The sequence below is a fragment of the Janthinobacterium sp. GMG2 genome (assembly GCF_033949445.1).
Lineage (GTDB): Bacteria > Pseudomonadota > Gammaproteobacteria > Burkholderiales > Burkholderiaceae_D > Janthinobacterium > Janthinobacterium aestuarii.
Genome location: NZ_JAXAWA010000002.1, coordinates 721209 through 740905, shown reverse-complemented (window position 1 = coordinate 740905; position 19697 = coordinate 721209). Strand labels below are relative to the sequence as shown.

The following is a 19697-nucleotide window of genomic DNA, read 5'->3' as shown; positions in this document are numbered from 1 at the left end:
AGGCCTGTTTGTCCGCGGACCATGGCATGGAAAGGTTGCATGCTACGCCCCGAACTGGAACTGCACCGGCAAATCGAAGTGCTCTACAGCGACCACCACGGCTGGCTGCAGGGCTGGCTGCGCCGCAAGCTGGGCAACGCCTTCGATGCGGCCGACCTGGCGCACGACACGTATCTGCGCATCCTCGCGCGGGGCCGCGCGCCCGGCCGCGACGAATCGCGCCAGCATCTGGCGCAGATCGCCAACGGCCTCGTGGTCGACCTGTTCCGCCGTCGACATATCGAATCAGCCTACGCGGACGCCATCGCCGCGCAGCCGGAAGCGGCCGCACCCACGCCGGAAATGCGCGCACTGATCGTCGAGGCGCTGATGGAAATCGATACTATCCTGGCCAGCCTGCCCGCTAAAGTGCGCGACGCCTTCTTGCTGTGCAAGCTCGAAGGCATGGGCTACGCCGACATCGCCGCGCGCCTGGATGTTTCCGTCTCGTCGGTGGAAAAATACATCGCCCGCGCGCTGCTGGCCTGCTGCGCGGCGCAATTCGCATGAGCTCCCAGCTGGACAGCGCTCCCATCGCCCCCGCCGCGCTGCAGCGCGCCGCCGAGTGGATGGCGCGGCTGTGGGCGGAAGACGCCAGCGCGGCCGATGCCGACGCCTGCGCCGCCTGGCGCGCCGCCCACCCCGAACACGAACGGGCCTGGGCCCGGCTGCAGCGCTTCGCCCTGCAATTTGAAGCGTTACCGCGCGACGTGACGCGCAACGCCCTGGCACCGGCGCCGCGCCATGCCGCCAGCCGCCGGCGCGCCCTGCAACTGCTGGGGCTAATCGCGGCGGGCGGGGGCACGGCCCTGCTGGCGCACGAAACGGACTTGTGGCAGCGTGCCGCCAGCGACTACCGCACGTCGGTCGGCGAGACGCGCGCCATCGTGCTGGCCGACGGCACACAAGTGGTGCTCGACACGGCCAGCGCCATCGACGTGCGCTACGGCGCTGGCGAACGGCGCATCGTGCTGCGCGCGGGCGCCATCCTCGTCACCAGCGCACATGAAACAGCGCCCGTCTACCGTCCGCTGCTGGTGGCAACGCCGCAAGGCACGGCCACGGCGCTGGGCACGCGCTTCAGTGTGCGCCTCGATGATGGCGAGAGCCGTGTCGCCGTGTTCCAGGGTACAGTCGCCCTGCAGCCGCTGCAGCCGATGCAGGACGGCGCCCCCTCGCTGCACCTGCAGGCGGGCCAGCAGGCTGGCTACACGCGCCTGGAAGTACAAGATGTGACGAAGGTCGAAAACAGCGCCGCCGCCTGGACCGATGGCAGCCTGGTGGCCGAGCGCATGCGCCTGGACGAGCTGCTGGCCGAGCTGGGGCGCTACCGCCACGGCGTGCTGCGCTGCGACGAATCGATCGCCAGCCTGCGCGTGACGGGCGTGTATTCGCTGCGCGACACGGACCGCTCGCTGGCCAACCTGGCCGCCAGCCTGCCCGTGCAGCTGGTTTACCGCACGCGCTACTGGGTCAGCGTGGGGCCGCGCCAGGCCATCTGAAAAAATAAGTGAAAAAACGTTGAGGGTTTTGGCTTTTCGTTCGGAATACGGGAAGAACCGATTTTTTCCCGCCACTTTCCAAGGATTTGCACCATGCCCCCTCGCCTGACCGCACCCGCGCACAAACTGCGTCCGTTCCCCCTCGCCGCCGCCATCCAGGCCCTCTTCCTCGCAGGCGCCGCCGTGGGCGCCGTCGCCGTCACGGCCCCTGCCGCCCACGCGCAGACGGCCGACGCGACGCAAGCGAAGCGCCAGTACGCGGTCCCCGCCGGACCGCTGGAACGGGCCTTGACCACGTTCGCCAGCGCGGCCGGCGTGGAACTGTCAGCCGACGCGGCCCTGTTGCAGGGCAAGCGCAGCGGCGGCCTGGCGGGTAGCTACACGGTGCGCCAGGGTTTCGAGGAACTGCTGCGCGGCCAGGGCGTGCGCGTGGTGGCGGGTGCCAGTGGCGCGTATGCGCTGCGGGCGGAGATGGCACCGGCAGCCACGCCGGCCCAGGCCAGCACCACCCTGCCGGCCATCACCATCAATGCCAGCAGCGAACGCGAAACGGCGACGGGCCCCGTGCGCGGCTACGTGGCGCGGCGCGCCGGCTCGGCCACCAAGACGGATACGGCGCTCAATGAAAACCCGCAATCCGTGTCGGTGGTCACGGCCGATGAAATCAGCGACCGCAATGCCGAATCGCTCGACGAAACCCTGCGCTACACGGCCGGCGTGACGCCGAACCAGCGCCCGCTGGGCAGCGACGATTCCTCGCTGCTGCGCGGCTTCACCATCGAGACGAACGGCATCCTGCAAGATGGCTTGCGCAACTCGGGCCGCACTTTTGGCGCCTCGATCGAACCGTATGGCCTGGAACGCCTGGAAGTGCTGCGCGGCCCCGCATCCGTGCTGTACGGGCAGATTCCGCCGGGCGGCATGGTCAACGCCGTCAGCAAGCGTCCCAGCGCGGACGCCGTGCGCGAAGTGGGAATTGAGTACGGCAGCTACCAGCGCCGCCAGCTGAAAGCCGACGTGGGCGGCACCATCGACACGCCGGGCGCCTGGACCTACCGGGTCGTCATGCTGGGCCGCGAAGCCCATACGCGGCTGGACCGCGACCGCGATAACCGCCTGTACTTCGCCCCCTCGCTCACCTGGCAGGCGGGACCCGCCACGCGGTTGACCCTGCTGGCCCGCTACGAGCAGGACAACCAGCAGTACGCGTTTCCGAACCAGCTGCTGCACCCGGGCCCGCGCGGACAGGTTGACCCAAGTCTGAACCTGATGGGCGACGACAACCGCTTCAAGCGCCGCAACACCATGCTGGGCTACGAGTTCGAGCACACATTCAACGATACGTGGTCGCTGCGCCAGAACCTGCGCTACACGCGCCTGAAAAACGACCGCACGGACATGTTTCCCCTGGGCCTGAATGACGACGGCATGGTGGAGCGCTATTTCATGCCTGTCGATACGGCGTCGAAAAGCCTGTTCGCCGACACGCAGCTGCAGGCGAAGTTTGCCACGGGCGGCCTGACGCACCAGGTGCTGCTGGGCGTCGACTACGCGAACATCCGCAACACGGACGACTACCGCCACCAGCGGGGCTTCATCGAGCCGCTCGACCTGTACCAGCCCGTGTACGGCAAGCAGCCCCTGGTGCCGGCCAAGGCGCCCACGCGCGCCGAAGCGCCGTCGCGCCAGCTGGGCCTGTACGCGCAGGATCAATTGAAATGGGACCGCTGGGTCGTCACGGCCGGCCTGCGCCGCGACAAGGCCACGCAATCGCGCGACGTCACGGACCTCAATACCGGCGCCGTCAAACCCGACTACCACCAGTCGCCATCGGCCACCACGGGCCGCCTGGGCGCCGTCTACCTGTTCGATGGCGGCTGGGCCCCGTATGTCAGCTATGCCAGTTCATTCTCGCCCGAACTGGGCACGGCGATGGGCGGCGGCGCCTTGAAACCGTCGCGCGGCAAGCAGTTTGAAGCCGGAGTCCGCTACGAACCCGTAGGCCAGCGCGCCAGCTATACGGCAGCCGTGTTCGACCTGGTGCGCGACAATGTCTCCACGTCCGACATCGGCAATCCGGGTTTCCTGCTGCAGACGGGCCAGGTCAAGTCGCGCGGCGTCGAACTGGAAGCGCGCACGGAGTTCGCCAGCCGTCTGAGCCTGATCGCCCAATACACCTACCTCGATACGGAGGTCACAAAGAGCAACAATGGAGACCTGGGTTTGCAGCAAGCGGGCGCGCCGCGCCATAGCGCCTCGGCCTGGGCCCGCCAATCGTTCACGCTGGCCGGCAGCCTGCCCGCGTATGCGGCGCTGGGCATGCGTTTTCTCGGCGCCATGCGCTCGAACTCCGATGGCGAAAACCTGAACATCCGCAATGGCGGCATCACGCAGTGGGATGCGGCGCTGGGCGTGTCGCGCGGGCCGTGGCAATTTGCCCTCAACGTCAACAATGTACTGAACAAGCAGACCCTGTATGACTGCGGCTACCTGCCCAACCTGTGCTACCGCAATGCCGAACGCACGGCCAACGTCAGCGCCATGTACCGCTTCTGATGCCATCGCTGCACATGCGCCCCGTCCTGGCGGCGCTGCACCGCTATGCCGGCCTGCTGATGGCCGGCTTCCTCATCGTGACCGGCGTCACGGGCAGCGCACTGGCGTGGAAGGATGAACTGGAGGCGGCCATGCTGCCCGCCGTCTTCCGCGTGGCGCCGCCCACGCCTGGTGCGGCGCCGCTCGACGCCCTGCTGCTGCGCGAGATGATCGCCGCACGCTTTCCCCAGGCGCAGGTCAGCTACGCGCCGCTGTCCGCGCCACAAGGCCACAGTATGGTGTTCTACCTGCGCCAGTCCGGCAATGCGCCGCTGGCCAGCGACGAAGTGTTCGTCGATCCCTACACGGGGGCCGTGCTGGGCCAGCGGCGCTGGGGCGAAATCAGCGAGGGCGCCATCAATCTGCTGCCCTTCATCGAACGCCTGCATTACGCGCTGGCGCTGGGCGACACGGGCTTGCTGATGTTCGGCCTGATCGCCATCATCTGGACGGTCGACTGCTTCATCGGCGCCGCCCTGACTTTCCCCGCGCGCCTGAAAAAACGCTCGCCGGGCAGCAAACCGTGGCTGCTGCGCTGGCGCCCGTCATGGCTGCTGCGCCGCAACGGCGGCAGCTATAAACTGGTGTTCGACCTGCACCGCGCGGGCGGCCTGTGGCTGTGGGCCATGCTGCTGGTGTTTGCGTGGAGCGGCGTCGCCTTCAACCTGTACGGCGCCTATGCGGCCGTCATGCATCCGCTGTTTGCCCACCAGGGTGCGGAGGAAATCGTCGCGCGGCACACGCCGTCGCCGGGACCGCAGCTGGACTGGCCGGCCGCGCGCGCGCAGGGCCGCCAGTTGATGGACGCGCTGGCGCGCCAGCACGCATTCACCATCATCGAGGAAAACGCGCTGGCCTACGAACGCGCGCTGGGCGTGTACAGCTACAACGTGCGCAGCAGCCGCGACGTGCGCGCCCACAAGGGCCTGACCACCGTCTTTTTCGACGCGGCCAGCGGCCGGCAGCTGGCCACCTGGCTACCCACGGGCGCAGCCAGCGGCGACACCATCCGCAGCTGGATCAGCGCCCTGCACATGGCCTCGATGTGGGGCTGGCCTTTCAAACTGTTCATTTGCGCCATGGGCGTGCTGGTGGCGGGCCTGAGCGTGACGGGCGTGCTGATCTGGCGCCGCAAGCGCCAGGGGCAAGCCAGGGCCAAAGCGCTAAGCCATTAATCAGGGGAAGCCGAGGAAGGCCACCGGCACGGCCTGTGTCAGCCACACGCCATTGTCGGACACGTAAAACACGTAGCCCTGCGCCCGCATGGTGGCCGCATCCACCGTCAGCACGACGGGCTTGCCGTGGCGCGCACCGACCGCCACGGCCGTTTCGCGGTTGCTGGACAGGTGCACGTGGTTGCGCGATGCCGCCAGCAAACCGCCGGCGCGGATCGCGTCGACAAAGCGGCTGGCCGTGCCGTGGAACAGCACGGCGGGCGGCGTGGACGCCGGCAAGCCGATATCGACGGCCGCCAGCGAATGGCCCTGGTTGGCACGGATGCGCAAGCCGTCGGCACTGATGGCGTAGCGCGTCTTGCTGTCGCGCGCCACCACGTCATCCAATTGTTCACGGGAAATGCGGCGCCCATGCTGGTTTGCCAGCGCCAGCAACTGGCCGATATCGGCCCAGCCTTGGGGATCGAGCGCGAGGCCGATTTTTTCGGGGGCGTGACGCAGTATGAGGGAAAGGAATTTGCTGGTTTGTACCAAGTTATCTGTCATGCTCCCAGTCTACCGTTATCAGAACGCATATGACAAGTTCAGGCGCACGGAGCGCGGCTCCACCGGATGGAAATGCCGGTCATTCACCCCTTCCGCTGCTTCCCCAGGCAGGCGCGACGCATAGTAATAATCGATGTCGCTGGCGCGCTTGTCGAAGAGGTTGAATACGTCGAGCGAGACGCGCGTCTTGCGGTTGAGCTGGTAAGCCACTCTTGCATACGCAAGGGTGGTCGAGGCCGAGCGCACGCTGTTGTCCTCGATCAGGGGACGAGGGCCGAAGTAACGTAGCTGGAAGGCGCCCGACCAAGGCCCCTGGTCCGTCATGGTCACGCCGAACGACGCCACCTTGTCGATCGAACCGGGTATATAGTTGCCGGCGGGGTCGTTTTCCGTGTAGCGCGAGCGCGAAGCGGCCAGGTCCAGGTCGAACAGCAGCCACGGTGCGGCAATATAATGGTTGTTCCATTCGATGCCGTGGCGGCGGCTGGCGCGGCTCGCCTCCGTTTCGCCCGCGTCGCCGACGAACAGCAATTCCGACGCGATATCGAGGCGCCACAGGGCCAGCGAACTTTGCAGGCCCGGCAGCCATTCCGTGCGCGCACCCAGTTCCATGCCTTTCGTCGGCACCAGCGGCGTGACGGGCGTGGATGGCGTGCCGTCGGGCAAGCGCGTCTGCGTCGTGCCGCGCGCATCGTTGCTGTGGAATCCCTTGCCGTAGTTGACGAAAAATTCCGTCTTGCTCCACGGCCCAAGTATCAAGGACAGCTTCGGCGACACCACGTGATCGTTCGCCGCGCCACTGTTGCCGTCTATGCTGCTGTCCACTTTGAAACGGTAAGCGTCATAGCGCACGCCCGCCACGGAGCGCAGCCACGGCAGCCATTGCACCGTGTTTTCGCCGTAGAGACCGATGCTGCTTTCGCGCACCCGGTCTTCGCGCACCGTGCTCTGCCGCACGCGCTCCACCGTGTTGTACAAGCCTACGGGCGACAGCCAGTCAAAACGCGCCTGCACGCCCAGCTTGTTGCGCAGGGGAAGACCGAACAGCTCCATGGTCCAGCTTTCGCTGGCGTTCACGCCGGCCACCGTGCGCCGCTCGCTTTGCTGGAACTGGTCGCCCTGTTGCGGATTGGCAAGGAAATACGTGAAGTCGCTGTTGAGTTCCAGCTGCGAGCGGATCAGGTAGGCGTCGAGCTCGAACAGCCGGTTGTCCGTGCGCTTGCGCATCGCGTAAGACAGGCTGTAGCGCGAGGTGTCGCCGCCATCGCTGGGCGCCAGGCTGCCAAAACGGCCGATCTGGCCGGACTCGACGGCGCGCAGCGGCACCTGGTCAGTGGCGTTCCAGCTGTTTTTATAGGCCATGCCCGTCACGCTGAAGCCGTCGTCTTGCGTGCCCTGGCTGTAGCGCAGCACGCCGCTGTATTTACGCACGCGCTCCGGCACGTCCCAGGGACCGTTGTTGCGGTGCACTTCCAGGCCGACCAGCAAGGTGCCTGGCCCGGCAGAGAACGAATCGGCGACGACGCCGCGCACATAACCGTGCTGGCCGACGGAGACGCTGGCCTGGCCCTGCGGCAATTTGTCGGCCAGACGGATGCGGGCGCTGCCTGCCGAGGCGAAATCGCCTTCACCGGCGAAATACGGCCCCTTCTTGTAATCGATGCGCTGCACCAGCTCGGGAATGAGGAAATTGAGGTCGGAATAGCCTTGCCCGTGCGCATGCGTGCGCATATTGACGGGCATGCCGTCGACGTAAGTGGCGAAATCCGTGCCATGGTCGAGGTTAAAACCGCGCAAGAAATACTGGTTGGCCTTGCCGTCGCCGCTGTGCTGGGTGACGATCAGCCCGGGCACGAATTCCAGCAATTCGCCCGTGCGCAAAGCGGGCCGGTTGACAATCAACTCAGTAGTGATGACGCCCTGGCTGGCCGCATCCGACGTGCCGACGGCGTTGTCATAGTGGCCCGCCACGCGCACGGTGCGTGCTTCATCGGCAACTGGAGCCGCCTCGGACTGGGCCTGGGCCGCCGCCTGGCGCCCCAAGCCCAGCAATGCCAGCGCACAAGCTGCTACCAGTTTGCGTTTTCTCAATCGCATCGCGTCTCCAGTTTTTATGATGTCAGTATGGGTCCAGGGCTTGGTCTAGCCTACCGGATATATACGCGGCCGGCTGCTTGTTTGGATTCAGCATTTTTCAAGGAGCGACCGTGGAACTGAGCGACAGTGCCGGCAAGGCAACGAAAACCGCCGCCGCGGCCGTGCGCAAACGCGATGTGTTGCCCTACATCCTGTTGTTCATCCTGCTGGCAGGCTTGCTGGCTGTGATGGCGGGCGCCCTGCTGCCGCCCTACTACCAGGCCGTGCCGGCCCTGCTGTGGAGCCTGGGCTTTTGCGTCAGCGGCATGCTGCTGGGCTTTTTGTTCGGCATCCCGCGCAGCCTGCCATCGGGCACCGTCAGCGCCGCCCCGCCCGACGAGCGGAACAATGGCAAGAGCCGTCCCACCGACGAACCACCGGCAGCAGGGAACGACACGGCGGCCGCCGCCCCCAGCAATACGCTGTTCCTGGGCACGCCCACGCCCATGGAAATCAATTCGAATCTGGTGGAAGTGTCGGACTGGCTGACGAAAATCATCGTCGGCGTGGGCTTGATCGAACTCAAAAGCCTGCCCGGCAGCGCACGCAGCATGGCCGCCTTTATCGCGCCCAGCCTGGCCACGGATACGGCCACGGCAATGGCGGTGGTGGGCGGCATCATGCTGTTCTTTTCCGTGCATGGTTTCCTGATCGGCTACCTGCTTACACGCATCTACCTGTCCATCATGATCAAGCGGGCCGACAGCATGGTCAAGAACGAATCCGTGCGCCTGGAGAGCGGCAAGGAAATCGAGGTGACGGAACTGAGCCGCTTGCAGCAAAAGTCGCTCGACGACATGCAGGAAGCCGTCACGCAGCTGCTGCTGGCCTACCCGCCCGATGGCGGCGCGCCAGTCACGGCCCTGGCCGGCGTGCCGACGGCGCAAAAGCCGTCCAGCCTGGTGCTGTGGCTGGACGACCATCCGCGCAACAATACCTTGCTGGTGGAACAGCTGGAAAGGGAAAACATCAAGGTGGACCAGGCCGTGTCGACGCGGCAGGCACTGGCCATGCTGCAACAGAAACCGTATGCGCTGCTGATCACGGACATGGCAAGGGTGGAAAACCGCCGGCGCATCAAGGATGCGGGCGTGCGCACGGTGCGCGAAGTGCGCCAGACCTTGCCGGAACTGCCCATCGTCGTGTATTGCAGCAAGGATACGGTCGCCAGCTACGGCACGGAAGCGCAGGCGGCCGGTGCCCGTTTCATCACCACGTCGGGCACCAGCCTGCTGGCGGCAATCAACAAGCTACTGCATGAGCAGCGCGAAGATGGTGCTCAGCCGCCGGCGTAGGCATAGCTGCCCACGTAATGGAGCGAACTGCGCTGCGGGTGCGCCAGCTGGTTTGGCGCAAACACGCAGACGGCCGTGTCGGCCAGCATGCCTTGCCCATCCGCGTCCGCGCACGCCTGCGCCAGCCAGCTGTCGGGGTACGACACGCCATCGAGCAACTGCGCCAGCGGCACTGGCGACGCCAGCATGGCGCTTTCAAAAGAGGCCGGCTCGTAACACGTGAGGCCCGTTTCCAGGATGAATGGCGATGGCACGGCATCGCCATCTTCCGTGTACGTGGGCGACAGGTAGGCCTGCAGCGCTTCCCAGCTGGGGAAACGGCCGCTGCAGGCAAACACGTGGACGATAGGCAAAGTATTGGCCAACTACAGCTTCTCCATCTTTTGCCGCACGGCCGGCGCCGTGGCAGCCGTCGGCGCCAGTTCCAGATAGGTTTTATAGGCGGCTTTCGCCTTGGCCGCATCGCCGGCCTTGGCATACGCGTCGCCCAGATTCAGATAGGCGATGGCGCGCGAAGGGTCCATCTTGACCGTGTTTTCAAACCAGCGGGCCGCTTCGCGGTATTTTTCCTGCTTGTAGAAAACAAAGCCCAGGTTGTTGGCCGCCAGCGCGAAATCGGGACGCAATTTCAGCGCTTCCGTAAATTGCGCTTCCGCCGCCGCATACTGTTTCTCCTTGTACAGCTGCAAGCCGCGGTCGTTGGCCCGCTGCGCCAGCTGACGCGTCGAGCTCGGCACGGCGCCCGGCGTGACGATCTTCTGTTCGCCGCCTTGCAAATCCTTGACCGTCACGCTGGCCGCCGCCGGCTTGGCGTCGAGCTTGCTGTTCAGGGCGATGGCTTCCGTCGACAGCTGTGTCGTGTTCGGGCTGAGGAATTCCGTCTCGCCTGGCAGTTCAAAGACGAAGTCGCCCCCTTCCGATCCCGGCAAGCTGCCAAACGCGGGCGTCTGGTTTGACACGCTGGACACGGCCGGCGCCACGTAGGCCGCCAGTTCCGTCGCCGTGATCAGGCCGTCGCCGTTCAGGTCGCCCTTGCCCGCCAAACCTTGCAGCAGGGTCCACGTGAACACGGAGTGGCCGTTCGGCCCGCCATCGGCCACCAGCTGGTCGCCGCCGCCGGCCGTCAGCATTTGCCGGCCGATGCGCTTGGCGTTGTCGCGCAGGAAGGAACTGGAACCGGCGCCGCGCGTCAGGCCCAGGCCGCTATAGCAGGCGTCCATGACGAAGAACGCATGCTTGGCCGTGAGGCTTTCCGCGATATTCTGGATTTCCGTCATCGGGATCGCATCCGTGGCGAACTGCGCCGGGTCGGAATCGACGGGCACGATATAGCCGAGGTCGCGCCCCGAGCTCAACTTGCGCGTGGCGCCGTGGCCGGCGAAGAAGACGAAGATACGGTCATTCTTTTGCACGCCGCCATGGGCCAGCTTGTCATGGAAGGCGGCCAAGATGTTGTTGCGCGTCGCTTCGCCATTTTTCAGGGTGACGACACGCTCGGGCGCGAACGCAAATTTCTCGATCAAGGTTTCGCGGATGCCTTGCGCGTCACGCACCGCATATTGCAATTTCGGCCATTTCGCATAATCGTCGATGCCGATCACGACGGCCCAGGAATTGGCGTAACCGGTGGTGACGGGCACTTTTTCCGGCGCGGGCGCCGAGCTTTTCGCTACCTGGAAACTCGTGCCATCCCAACCTGCGAATTGATAGCCTTCGGCGATCAGCTTGTCGAGCACGGCCGGCAAGGCTTTGACCGTGCGTTCGTGGATGTCGTGGAACAAGATGATGCCGCGTCCCGCCTTGTCGACGGACGCCAGCACCCGGTTCGTGATGGAACTAGGCACGGGATCGGCCCAGTCCAGGGAATCGATATTCCACATCACGGATTTCAAATGCGCATCGGCCAGCGCGGCCATGCCTTCGCTGTTGCGCGCGCCATACGGAAAGCGGAACAGCGCGGCCCGCTCGGGGCTGATGGCTTTCAATAAAGTGTCGGTGCCGAGGATTTCGCCTTTCAGCTTGTCGCCAGTCTGCTTGGATAACTGTGCGTGGCTGAAACTGTGGTTGCCCACGGCATAGCCCTCTTTCATCAGCTTGCGGCTCACTTCCGCGCCCGCGTTCAGCTTGGCGTGACCGTCCGCATCGAGCGAACCGAGATTGCGGCCCACGTTGAAGAACACGGCGGGCACGCCATATTGTTTCAAAATGGCGCTGATTTCTTCCGTATAGCGGCGGTGCGGGCCGTCGTCAAAGGTCAGCACGATGGTTTTCTTCGGCAAACCGAGGCCAAAGATTTCCGCCTCGTCTTTTTTTGGCACGGGCTTGGCTTCGGGCACAGAACCTGCCGGCGGCACCGCATACGGCACGACGATGCCGTTTTCTTTGAGGATCTGTTCGCGGCTGTAGAGCTTGTTCAGCTGCGCCACGTAATCATCCCACCGTTCGCGCTTGAGCTCGATGGCGCGCTGGCCCAGGTTGCCGAAGATTTGCCGAATTTCCTTCTCGTAGTTGCGCTCGATCTCGCCCAGCGCGTCCATGTCTTCGGAAATACGCTTGTGCAGCTTGATCGCCGGCAAGGACGAATCCTTGGCCACGTCGGCCAGCATGCTTTGCAGCAGTTCGCGGAACGCCAGGCGGTCCGCGTCGTACAGGCCGGGATCGGACTCAATATACGTCAACAGGCTGTCGAGCGCCTCGAAGCGGCCCGGATTGGTGGGCGCCGTCAGCTGGTCGAGCGCCGCATCGAGCTTGGCGATGCGTTCCTGGTTTTCATGGAACAGCGCCTGCCCCACTTTGCGGGCTTCGTCGCGCGCGCCTTCGGGCAAGCTTTGCTCGTCGGCCAGCAGCACGATAATCTTGCGGAAATTGCCCAGCAAGTCGCGGAACTGGCTGGCCACGGCGGCCGTATCGACAGTGGACTGGGGCGCGGCGGCCGGGCTGCCCGAGGCCGGGGCGCCTGGCGTGGCGGTGGCTGCGGGACGGGTGTACGTATAAATGCCGGCCCCAGCGGCGAGAGCCACGACGACGGTGGCGGCGATCTTGATCGGCTTGGAAGTCACAGGCTTGTCATTCCCTTCACATACTATGCATAGAATTCGGATGGCGCGGATGCGCACGATGCATAATTGTAAAGCACGTCCGGCACTTGCTCAGCCCGCACGGTGAATTTCGGCAATAATATCGCTGAGCACCTCCATAGATAGTGAAAACGGAAAAGACGATGCACAAGAAACTCTGCGCCGCGGCGCTGATGCTGGGCGTGGCCCTGATGCTGCTGCAACTGCGCGCGCATGCGGGCGACGACGTGGTCAATGTGGCCGGGCGCGTGTGCTTGCCGCACTGAGCCACGCCCCAACCTAGCACTACACCTTGGCCGGCTCCCAGTAATTGGCCAGCCCCAGCTTTTTCAAGCCTGCCGCGACAAAACGCGGTTCCAGCAATTCCTCCGCCGTCAAAGGCTGGCGGATCAGCTTTTGTTCCTGCGCAAACGCCAGCACCCGGCGGTAATGGCGGTAGACGGCGTCGTCGTACAGGGGCGACCAGCGCTCTTTCCACTGCAAGCCCGGATCGTCATAGCTGCGCCGCACCACACTGTCGGGCGTGCCGTTGCGCGTGCCATCCTTGATGATCGCTTCGCGGTTGCCATCGAGCGCCGCCCAGTGCTGGGCCCGCAGCCAGGCCGTGGCCACCAGTTCGGCGATGTCGGGATGGGCTTGCGTAAAGTCGCGCCGCGCCCACAGTTCCGCCCGCATCTTGCGTTCCGGCAGCCCCTTGCTGGACCAGATGATGCGGCCGATGCCCTTGTCTTCCAGCGGATAGCCATTGATCATGAACAAGGCGTCGACGGCGCCCGTGGCCAGCGCGGCCGTGCCAGGCTTCAAATCCATATTGATCAAACGAAAATCCGTGGGCGACATGCGCTGGTCGGCGATCAGCTGGCGCAAGCCCAGTTCCCACGGCCGGCCCCGGTGCACGCTGATGCGCTTGCCCTTCAGCTCGGCCAGGGACGTGGCGCGCGAACCGCTGGGCACCAGCAGGAACTGGTCCGTGCCCCGCCCCGCCGGCACGATCACCTGCGTGCGCACGCCGCCCGCGTTGAGGATGACGGATGGCAAGTCACCATATGCTGCCATGTCGATGCGGCCGCTGGCGAACGCCTCGTTCATGGTCGCGCCCGTGTCGCCGGTGACGGGCAGCCATTCCAGCCGCACGCCCCGTTGCTTCAGTTCCCGCGCCAGCCACCCTTCCTGCTGTACCCGGTAAGCGATGCCGCCCAGCTCCGCCTTGCCGTTTTCCGCAAAACCCGTCGAGGCGATGCGCAGGGCCGCTGGCGGCGCCCCCGCCCCTTCCGCTGCCGACACCGCCGACACCGCCGACACCGCCGACACCGCCTGCCCCGCCAGGGGCAGCAAGGCCAGCCCGCCCATCACCGTGCGTCGCCGCATCGCATTCTCCTCATCATCGAACATGGCCACTGTTGACGTGCTTCCCGCTCAAGCCGCCCGGCGCGTCTGCGCCAGCGCCGCTTCGAAAGGACGGGGATCGATCCAGGCGCGCACGTCGACCTTGCTGTGCAAGAAATTCCAGCGGAACAAAAAGTCGCTGAAATCCTGCAAGCCCGTGATCGACGTTTCCGCCAGGTCCGTATCCAGGCGCAGATGGGCATCTTTGCCATACGCCACTTGCACCCAGTGCTCGCTGGCATTCGATTCGCGCGCGAGGAAACGCCGCGTCTCGTCCGCGTGACCGCGCGCCCACGCTTCAGCCCGCAACACCTGGTCGACCAGGGTCACGGCGGAATTGAAATGCCTGTCGAGCAGGTGCGCATCGACGCTCAAGGTGCGCGGCGTGCCGTTGTTGGCGCGGATCAAGGGTTCCGGATGGATGCCCGTGTCGATCACCGTGTGCAAGCCGAATTGCTGCGCCAGCTGCGCGGCAGACGCGCCTTTCAGGAAGATGGCGTCCACCTCGCCCCGCAGCAGCCCCAGCAGTTCGGGGCTTTGGCCGCCGCGCCGCGTACCGCTGAACAGATTCGTTGCCGCACTTTTCTCCGGCGCCGCTTCGCTCTGGCCGGTGTTGACCACATAATCGACCAGTTCCACGTCGGACACAGCCAGCCCTTCCAGGCTCAGCGCGTTTTCCAGCCCGCGCAAGGCTTGCGCGCGCGCAAAGTCGATCTGCGCCTTGGCCCATAATGGCAAGCCGAAGCGCCGCCCCTTCAAGTCGCGCACGGTCTGGATGCCGCTGTCGGGCAGGGTCAAGATCAGCTGCGTCTCGTCCGACCACGACAGTCCGATCACGCGCGTCTCGCGTCCCGCCGCGCGCGCCCACAGGGCGGGAATGTTGCCACCGTGACGCACGGAATTTTGCAAGGTATGGTCAAAATGCGATTCGCGCACGGCTTCCTGGTCCGATTCGCGCAAGGAGCGCAAGCTGGTGCCGTCGGCGCGCAACGCTTCTTCCAGCCAGCCTTGCTGCAGGGCTATCCCCAGGCCGGTCGGAACGGGGCAGCGCGTGTACCACAGGGTGTCGAGAGTGTCATTGCTCATGGTGTATCTCCAGAGTGGGTGGACCGGTCAAAAAGGAAACTACAGCGCCATCCTGCGCGCCCATTCATTGCCATCCCACAAGCTGCTGGGGTGTTCTTCCTGCTCCACAGGCGCATGCGATTCGTCGAGGTCGCTGAAATCCGCATGCAGGCCATCGCGGATGGACACAAAACCGGGCGAGCCGCGCTGGCGCGGGTGGGCCAGCGGCACCTCCTGCACCCGGCGCACCTTGCCGGGACGCGCGTCGAGCACGACGATACGGTCGGCCAGGTAGACGGCTTCATCGATGTCATGCGTGACCATGACCATGGTGATGCCTTCGTCTTGCCACAATCGGCGCAGTTCCTGCTGCAAGCGCAAACGGGTCAGCGCGTCGAGCGCACCGAGCGGTTCGTCGAGCAGCAGCACGTCGGGCCGCCCCACGAGGGCGCGGGCAATGGCGGCCCGTTGCGACATGCCGCCCGACAATTGATGCGGATAGGCATCCGCATAGCCATCGAGGCCCACGCGCGTGATTTCCGCCGCCACGCGCGATGCGCGCTCGGCCGGCGGCACCTTGGTATTGCTGAAGGCCACGGCCACGTTCTGCTGCACCGTCAGCCAGGGAAACAGGCGGTGGTCCTGGAACACGAGGCCCCGGTGCAAGTCCGTGCCACGGATCGGCACGCCATCGTGCAGCAGCAAGCCCGTGTAATCGGTGTCCAGGCCCGCCAGCAGGCGCAGCAAGGTGGATTTGCCGCAGCCGGACGCGCCCACGATGGCGACGAATTCGCCTGGCGCAATGGTGAGCGAAATATCGTCGAGCACGGGCAGCGGCGCGCCTTTCAGCGAAAACGACTTGCTCACGTGCTGCACTTGCAAGCCGCCGCTCAGGTGCTGCTGTTGCGGCGACAAGGCCGAAGGGGAAACGAAATCATTCATGGCGCACTCTCTGCGGTGGGGGCGAGGGAAGGAATGGCGGCGGACGGCGCCCGGCGCAGCCAGCGACTGCCGTGGAAAACCAGCCAGGCGGCCAGCCACGGAGCCAGCCAGATCAGGAACACATTGCGCAGCCCCGTCAGGTCGGCCAGGCGGCCCGCCGCCAGCGCGCCAGCCGTGCCGCCCACCATGCCGAACAGGGTCAGATGGGCCGAGACCCTGGCCTTGTCGACGGGCGCGCGGGCGATATTGTCCGTGTTGACGAGGTTATTCACACCCAGCCCCAGTCCCAGCAGCACGGAGGCAGCCAGGTAGGCGATGCTGTTCGGCCACAGGCCGAGGATCAGCAAGGCGGCCATGATGGCCAGGTGCGCGCCGCCATACAGTTGTTCGCGGTAGCGGCTGGCCAGCACGAAGCGCCCCAGGAACAGCAGCACCAGCACGCAGCTGAGTCCCTGCACGGCCATCAGCCAGACGGAGTGATGCGCAGGCCAATGCAGCACGCGGATGGCCAGCAAGATGGAAAACACACCCACGCTGGACGCCGTGAAGCTGGCGAGGATTTCAAACAGGTACGTCACGCGCACGACGGGCAGGCGCAGCAGTTCGCGCAGGCTGGCCGCGCCGGGTACGGCAACATGCCCCTCCTGCTTGCGCGGTGCTGTATTGTCAGGCAACACTTGCCAGCCCAGCACGGCCAGGATGGCGAACATCAGGGCGGAAATCAGAAAGCCCGCCTTCAGGCCCAGCTGCGCGATCAGGTAATTGCCGCACAGGGGGCCCAGAAATTGCATGCCGAGGATCAAGGTCCCCTTGTACCAGCCCGCCTTGCCCTGGCCCAGTTCCGGCAAGCGCACGAGAAACACGGTACTCATGGCAACAATGCGCAGGGAAATGCACAGGCCCACCAGAAACATCAGCAGGGCCACCCATTGCCAGCCTGGCAGCCACGGCAACACGCAAAAAGCCAGCGCCAGGCTCAGGCTCACGCCCGCATACAAATGCTTGGGATTACCGCGCGACAAGATATAGCCGGCCGGAATGGTACCGAGCGCCATGGCCAGGGTTTCCGCGCTGCTGATCACGGCCAGCTGGAAATTGCTCACGTGCAGGTGCAAGCCCAGCAAGGTAGCCAGCACCTTGTTCATGCCGATGGTCACGCCCGACAGCAGGGTCAGGCCGATAAAGCGCAGCAAGAAGGCGCGCAGCTCCCCTTCGCGGGCGCTGGCGGCCGCGTCTGGCTGGAATGGCAGCGATTCACTCACTGCTGCGTCCCTTCACCAGCAAACGCGCGAGACGCGCAAACGCCACGTTCATCGCTTGCGCCAGCAGCGCGATCACGAGCACGGCCAGCAAGACGACGTCCATACGACCCGACACTTCGCCATTGAGCAGCAAGGAACCCATGCCGGGGCCGGCCGCAAACAGCAGTTCGCCGCCCAGGCAAGCGAGCCAGGCGAACGCCAGCGCATGCGTGACGCCCGTGACGATGGCCGGCATGGCGCCCGGCAGCAAAATCTGGCGCAGGGTCTGCCAGCGCGTCAGGGTCAGCACCTGCCCCACTTCGCGCAGGCGCCCTTCCACCTGCCGCATGCCCGCATACGTGTTGAGCACGGTAGGATAGAAGGCGGCGATGGCGATCACCAGCAGCTTGGCGCCATCGCCATTGCCCACCCACAAGCCCAGCAGGGGGATCAGGCCCAGCAGCGGGACTTGGCGGATGCTGTGGAACAGCGGGCCGATCAGCCGGTCCGCCAGCGGTGACTGCGCCATCAGCGCGCCCGTGACGATGCCGGTGCTGCCGCCCAGCAGCAGGCCGGCCAACGTCCTGCCCAGGCTGGCGCGCAAATGCACCCACAGTTCGCCCGTCAAGACCAGATCGCGCAAGCTGTGCGCCAGGTCGCCCAGCGACACGAAGATGTAGGCGGCCGCCGCACCCTGTCCTGAGGCCCATTGCCAGGCGCCCAGCAAGGCCAGCGGCAACAGCGCGCCCTTGATGATCAGTACCAAACGCTGCTTCATGCAGATTCTCCATTCCGTTTCCAGCGCATCAGCCGTGCTTCCAGCGCGTGGCAGAGCCGGTCCAGGCCAAAGCCGATCACGCCCGTCAGCACCACGCCCACCATTACCACGTCGAGGCGGAACATTTGCCGGCCCATTTCCATCATCTGGCCCAGGCCACTGTCGGCGGCCAGCAATTCCGCGCCCACCAGCACCATCCACGAGCGCGACAGGGCGATGCGCATGCCCGTCAGCGCGGCTGGCACGATGGCGGGCAAGACGATCAGGCGGATGCGCTGCCAGCGCGAGAAGCAATACACTTGCGCCACTTCAAAATAGCGCGCAGACAGGTTGCGGATGGCGTCATGCACGGCCAGCGCGACGATAAAGAAACTGGCCTTGGCGACGATAAACACCTTGAAGCTCTCGCCTATACCGAACAGCAAGATAAACAGGGGAATCAAGGCCACTGTGGGCAGCTGGCGCAAGACATTGAAGGTCGGGTCGACATAGCTGCGCAAGCCCGGCGACAGGCCCAGCAAGACGCCAAACGCCAGGCCCGCGCTGGCGCCCAGGCCGAAGCCGGCCAGCAGGCGGAACAGGCTGATGGCCAGGTGCTGGCCCAATTCTCCGCTCTCGGCCAGGTCGCGGGCCGTCAGCAGCACTTGCCATGGCGACATCAAGATGTGCGCGGGCATCCATTCTAAGGTGGTGGCCGCCGTCCACAGCAGCAGCAAGGCCAGCGGCGAGGCCCACACGGACCAGGGCGAGCGCACGAAGCGCTGCAGCCGGGTAACAGAAGCCGCACGCGCTGGCGCAGGGGCGCGCGGCAAGGCGATAGTCAAGGAAGTCATGGCGCCCAGTAAGTTTGCAATTTCAGCTGCGCCAGCGCCTGGTTGACGAACTGAGGCGCGAACAGGCTGTCCACTTGCAGGGGCCGCGCTATCAGGCCCGCGCTCTTCGCATACGCCGCCTCGCCCACGTAATGCTGGCGCAGGCTGGCCGTAAACAACGGCGACCAGCGCGCCTGCCACGGCGTATGGTCGCCCGCCAGTTCGCGCCGCACGACGCTTTCTACCTGGCCCGCAGCCGCCTCGGTGCGCACGTACTCGTCTTCGCCGCCCGCGCCGGCGGCCCGGTGGTGCTCGCGCACATAGGCCGTCACCACGAGCTGGGCCAGCTGCGGATAGCGTTGCAGGAAACCGCTGTCGGCCCACAGTTCGGCGCGCATCTTCCAGTCCTGCGGCGGCGCCTTGCTGGACCAGATGATCTTTCCGACCTTTTTATCCTCGAGCAAAAAGGCGTCGCTGAGGGTAAAGAAGGCATCCGCGCCACCGGTCGCCACGGCCGCCGCGCCCGCCTGGGGATTGAGGTTGAGGATTTTCACGTCACGCAAGCTCATGCCGTTCGCTTCCAGCAGGCGCGCGAACGGATATTCCCACGGCCGGCCACGGTGCAGGGCGATCTTCTTGCCCTTCAAATCCTTGATCGATTTGGCCGTGGAGCCGTTCGGCACCACCAGATAGGTGTTATTGGCGCTGCCGCCGGGCAAGATCAGCCGCGTCTGCAAGCCCGAGGCATTGGCGATAATCGATGGCAGATCGCCATACTGGGCCAGGTCGATCGAATGGTTGGCAAACGCTTCGTTGACTTGCGTCGCCACGGAATTGGTCGTGACGGGCACCCATTCCAGCTTCACGCCCAGCTTGCCCAGCTCGGCCGCCAGCCAGCCTTGGGATGCCACCTGGGCGGCCGAGCCGGCAAACACGGTCTTGCCGGACAGCGCCGTGCGGGCCACGACGGCGATGCGCACGGCGGCCGGCAGCGGCGCGGCCGCCGCCGCGATCGTTGGCGCCAGCAGGCTGGCCGCCACGGCGGTAGCGAGTACTTTGCGCCAGTTCAAACGTAAGAATTGCAATGACATCGTGGGCCTGTTCTTGA

General features: G+C 65.4%; 17 protein-coding genes. 6 read left to right on the top strand and 11 right to left on the bottom strand.

Going from position 1 to position 19697, the window contains the following annotated elements:
• The first annotated feature begins 39 nt into the window (after nt 1-39).
• The 4 genes from SKZ59_RS09325 to SKZ59_RS09310 all read left to right on the top strand — a co-directional run bounded on the left by SKZ59_RS09325 (nt 40) and on the right by SKZ59_RS09310 (nt 5311).
• Nucleotides 40-549 carry a sigma-70 family RNA polymerase sigma factor gene (locus tag SKZ59_RS09325; RefSeq protein WP_319991503.1) on the top strand — a complete coding sequence of 170 codons (510 nt, stop codon included), beginning with the start codon at nt 40-42 and terminating at the stop codon, nt 547-549.
• Complete coding sequence (locus SKZ59_RS09320; protein ID WP_319991502.1) at nt 546-1541, top strand: FecR domain-containing protein; 996 nt, start codon at nt 546-548, stop codon at nt 1539-1541. Before SKZ59_RS09325 ends, SKZ59_RS09320 begins: the two co-directional genes overlap by 4 nt.
• A gap of 93 nt (nt 1542-1634) precedes the next feature.
• Nucleotides 1635-4097, top strand: coding sequence for a TonB-dependent siderophore receptor (locus tag SKZ59_RS09315; RefSeq protein ID WP_319991501.1), 2463 nt, complete (start codon nt 1635-1637; stop codon nt 4095-4097).
• Nucleotides 4097-5311: a PepSY-associated TM helix domain-containing protein gene (locus tag SKZ59_RS09310; RefSeq protein WP_319991500.1), complete on the top strand. Its 1215-nt coding sequence runs from the start codon at nt 4097-4099 to the stop codon at nt 5309-5311. The genes SKZ59_RS09315 and SKZ59_RS09310 overlap by 1 nt, the downstream gene beginning before the upstream one ends.
• Here SKZ59_RS09310 and SKZ59_RS09305 read toward each other — a convergent pair whose 3' ends face one another.
• Nucleotides 5312-5857 (bottom strand): RNA 2'-phosphotransferase, encoded by a 546-nt coding sequence (locus tag SKZ59_RS09305; RefSeq protein WP_319991499.1) that lies wholly within the window; start codon nt 5855-5857, stop codon nt 5312-5314.
• 18 nt (nt 5858-5875) lie between these two features.
• Entirely contained in the window at nt 5876-7954 is a 2079-nt protein-coding gene (locus SKZ59_RS09300; RefSeq protein ID WP_319991498.1) for a TonB-dependent receptor, read from the bottom strand.
• A 110-nt stretch (nt 7955-8064) separates the two neighbouring features.
• Between SKZ59_RS09300 and SKZ59_RS09295 the strand changes: the two genes are divergently transcribed.
• Nucleotides 8065-9288: a response regulator gene (locus SKZ59_RS09295; RefSeq protein WP_319991497.1), complete on the top strand. Its 1224-nt coding sequence runs from the start codon at nt 8065-8067 to the stop codon at nt 9286-9288.
• Here SKZ59_RS09295 and SKZ59_RS09290 read toward each other — a convergent pair.
• Together SKZ59_RS09290 and SKZ59_RS09285 are read right to left on the bottom strand one after the other, a co-directional pair.
• A complete protein-coding gene (locus tag SKZ59_RS09290) occupies nt 9273-9653 on the bottom strand; it encodes an immunity 22 family protein (RefSeq protein WP_319991496.1) in 381 nt (126 codons plus the stop codon). The genes SKZ59_RS09295 and SKZ59_RS09290 overlap by 16 nt on opposite strands.
• On the bottom strand, nt 9654-12347 hold the full coding sequence (locus tag SKZ59_RS09285) for a polysaccharide deacetylase family protein (protein WP_319991495.1): 2694 nt from the start codon (nt 12345-12347) through the stop codon (nt 9654-9656). It lies immediately after the preceding gene.
• 161 nt (nt 12348-12508) lie between these two features.
• Here SKZ59_RS09285 and SKZ59_RS09280 point away from each other — a divergent pair, with 161 nt between their 5' ends.
• Entirely contained in the window at nt 12509-12631 is a 123-nt protein-coding gene (locus SKZ59_RS09280; RefSeq protein WP_256267169.1) for a hypothetical protein, read from the top strand.
• Between the two features lie 19 nt (nt 12632-12650).
• On the opposite strand, the gene SKZ59_RS09275 is transcribed toward SKZ59_RS09280, so the two are convergent.
• The 7 genes from SKZ59_RS09275 to SKZ59_RS09245 are packed head-to-tail and all read right to left on the bottom strand — an operon-like array spanning nt 12651 to nt 19680.
• Nucleotides 12651-13733: an ABC transporter substrate-binding protein gene (locus tag SKZ59_RS09275; RefSeq protein WP_319991494.1), complete on the bottom strand. Its 1083-nt coding sequence runs from the start codon at nt 13731-13733 to the stop codon at nt 12651-12653.
• Nucleotides 13734-13781: 48 nt separating this feature from the next.
• On the bottom strand, nt 13782-14837 hold the full coding sequence (locus SKZ59_RS09270; protein WP_319991493.1) for an ABC transporter substrate-binding protein: 1056 nt from the start codon (nt 14835-14837) through the stop codon (nt 13782-13784).
• 39 nt (nt 14838-14876) lie between these two features.
• The gene (locus tag SKZ59_RS09265; RefSeq protein WP_319991492.1) at nt 14877-15758 is read right to left on the bottom strand and encodes an ABC transporter ATP-binding protein; all 882 of its coding nucleotides are present in this window, start codon (nt 15756-15758) and stop codon (nt 14877-14879) included.
• The gene (locus SKZ59_RS09260; RefSeq protein ID WP_319991491.1) at nt 15755-17020 is read right to left on the bottom strand and encodes an MFS transporter; all 1266 of its coding nucleotides are present in this window, start codon (nt 17018-17020) and stop codon (nt 15755-15757) included. Before SKZ59_RS09260 ends, SKZ59_RS09265 begins: the two co-directional genes overlap by 4 nt.
• Complete coding sequence (locus tag SKZ59_RS09255) at nt 17013-17777, bottom strand: ABC transporter permease (RefSeq protein WP_319991490.1); 765 nt, start codon at nt 17775-17777, stop codon at nt 17013-17015. Before SKZ59_RS09255 ends, SKZ59_RS09260 begins: the two co-directional genes overlap by 8 nt.
• Nucleotides 17774-18610, bottom strand: a complete 837-nt coding sequence (locus SKZ59_RS09250; RefSeq protein ID WP_319991489.1) for an ABC transporter permease — start codon at nt 18608-18610, stop codon at nt 17774-17776. Before SKZ59_RS09250 ends, SKZ59_RS09255 begins: the two co-directional genes overlap by 4 nt.
• The gene (locus tag SKZ59_RS09245; protein WP_319991488.1) at nt 18607-19680 is read right to left on the bottom strand and encodes an ABC transporter substrate-binding protein; all 1074 of its coding nucleotides are present in this window, start codon (nt 19678-19680) and stop codon (nt 18607-18609) included. Before SKZ59_RS09245 ends, SKZ59_RS09250 begins: the two co-directional genes overlap by 4 nt.
• Nucleotides 19681-19697: the final 17 nt, after the last annotated feature.

What these genes read in the sequence shown, in the direction of transcription:
- SKZ59_RS09325 (WP_319991503.1), top strand. Translation starts at nt 40, where the DNA reads ATGCTACGCCCCGAACTGGAACTGCACCGGCAAATCGAAGTGCTCTAC.
- SKZ59_RS09320 (WP_319991502.1), top strand. Translation starts at nt 546, where the DNA reads ATGAGCTCCCAGCTGGACAGCGCTCCCATCGCCCCCGCCGCGCTGCAG.
- SKZ59_RS09315 (WP_319991501.1), top strand. Translation starts at nt 1,635, where the DNA reads ATGCCCCCTCGCCTGACCGCACCCGCGCACAAACTGCGTCCGTTCCCC.
- SKZ59_RS09310 (WP_319991500.1), top strand. Translation starts at nt 4,097, where the DNA reads ATGCCATCGCTGCACATGCGCCCCGTCCTGGCGGCGCTGCACCGCTAT.
- SKZ59_RS09305 (WP_319991499.1), bottom strand. Translation starts at nt 5,857, where the DNA reads ATGACAGATAACTTGGTACAAACCAGCAAATTCCTTTCCCTCATACTG.
- SKZ59_RS09300 (WP_319991498.1), bottom strand. Translation starts at nt 7,954, where the DNA reads ATGCGATTGAGAAAACGCAAACTGGTAGCAGCTTGTGCGCTGGCATTG.
- SKZ59_RS09280 (WP_256267169.1), top strand. Translation starts at nt 12,509, where the DNA reads ATGCACAAGAAACTCTGCGCCGCGGCGCTGATGCTGGGCGTGGCCCTG.
- SKZ59_RS09275 (WP_319991494.1), bottom strand. Translation starts at nt 13,733, where the DNA reads ATGCGGCGACGCACGGTGATGGGCGGGCTGGCCTTGCTGCCCCTGGCG.
- SKZ59_RS09270 (WP_319991493.1), bottom strand. Translation starts at nt 14,837, where the DNA reads ATGAGCAATGACACTCTCGACACCCTGTGGTACACGCGCTGCCCCGTT.
- SKZ59_RS09265 (WP_319991492.1), bottom strand. Translation starts at nt 15,758, where the DNA reads ATGAATGATTTCGTTTCCCCTTCGGCCTTGTCGCCGCAACAGCAGCAC.
- SKZ59_RS09255 (WP_319991490.1), bottom strand. Translation starts at nt 17,777, where the DNA reads ATGAAGCAGCGTTTGGTACTGATCATCAAGGGCGCGCTGTTGCCGCTG.
- SKZ59_RS09250 (WP_319991489.1), bottom strand. Translation starts at nt 18,610, where the DNA reads ATGACTTCCTTGACTATCGCCTTGCCGCGCGCCCCTGCGCCAGCGCGT.
- SKZ59_RS09245 (WP_319991488.1), bottom strand. Translation starts at nt 19,680, where the DNA reads ATGTCATTGCAATTCTTACGTTTGAACTGGCGCAAAGTACTCGCTACC.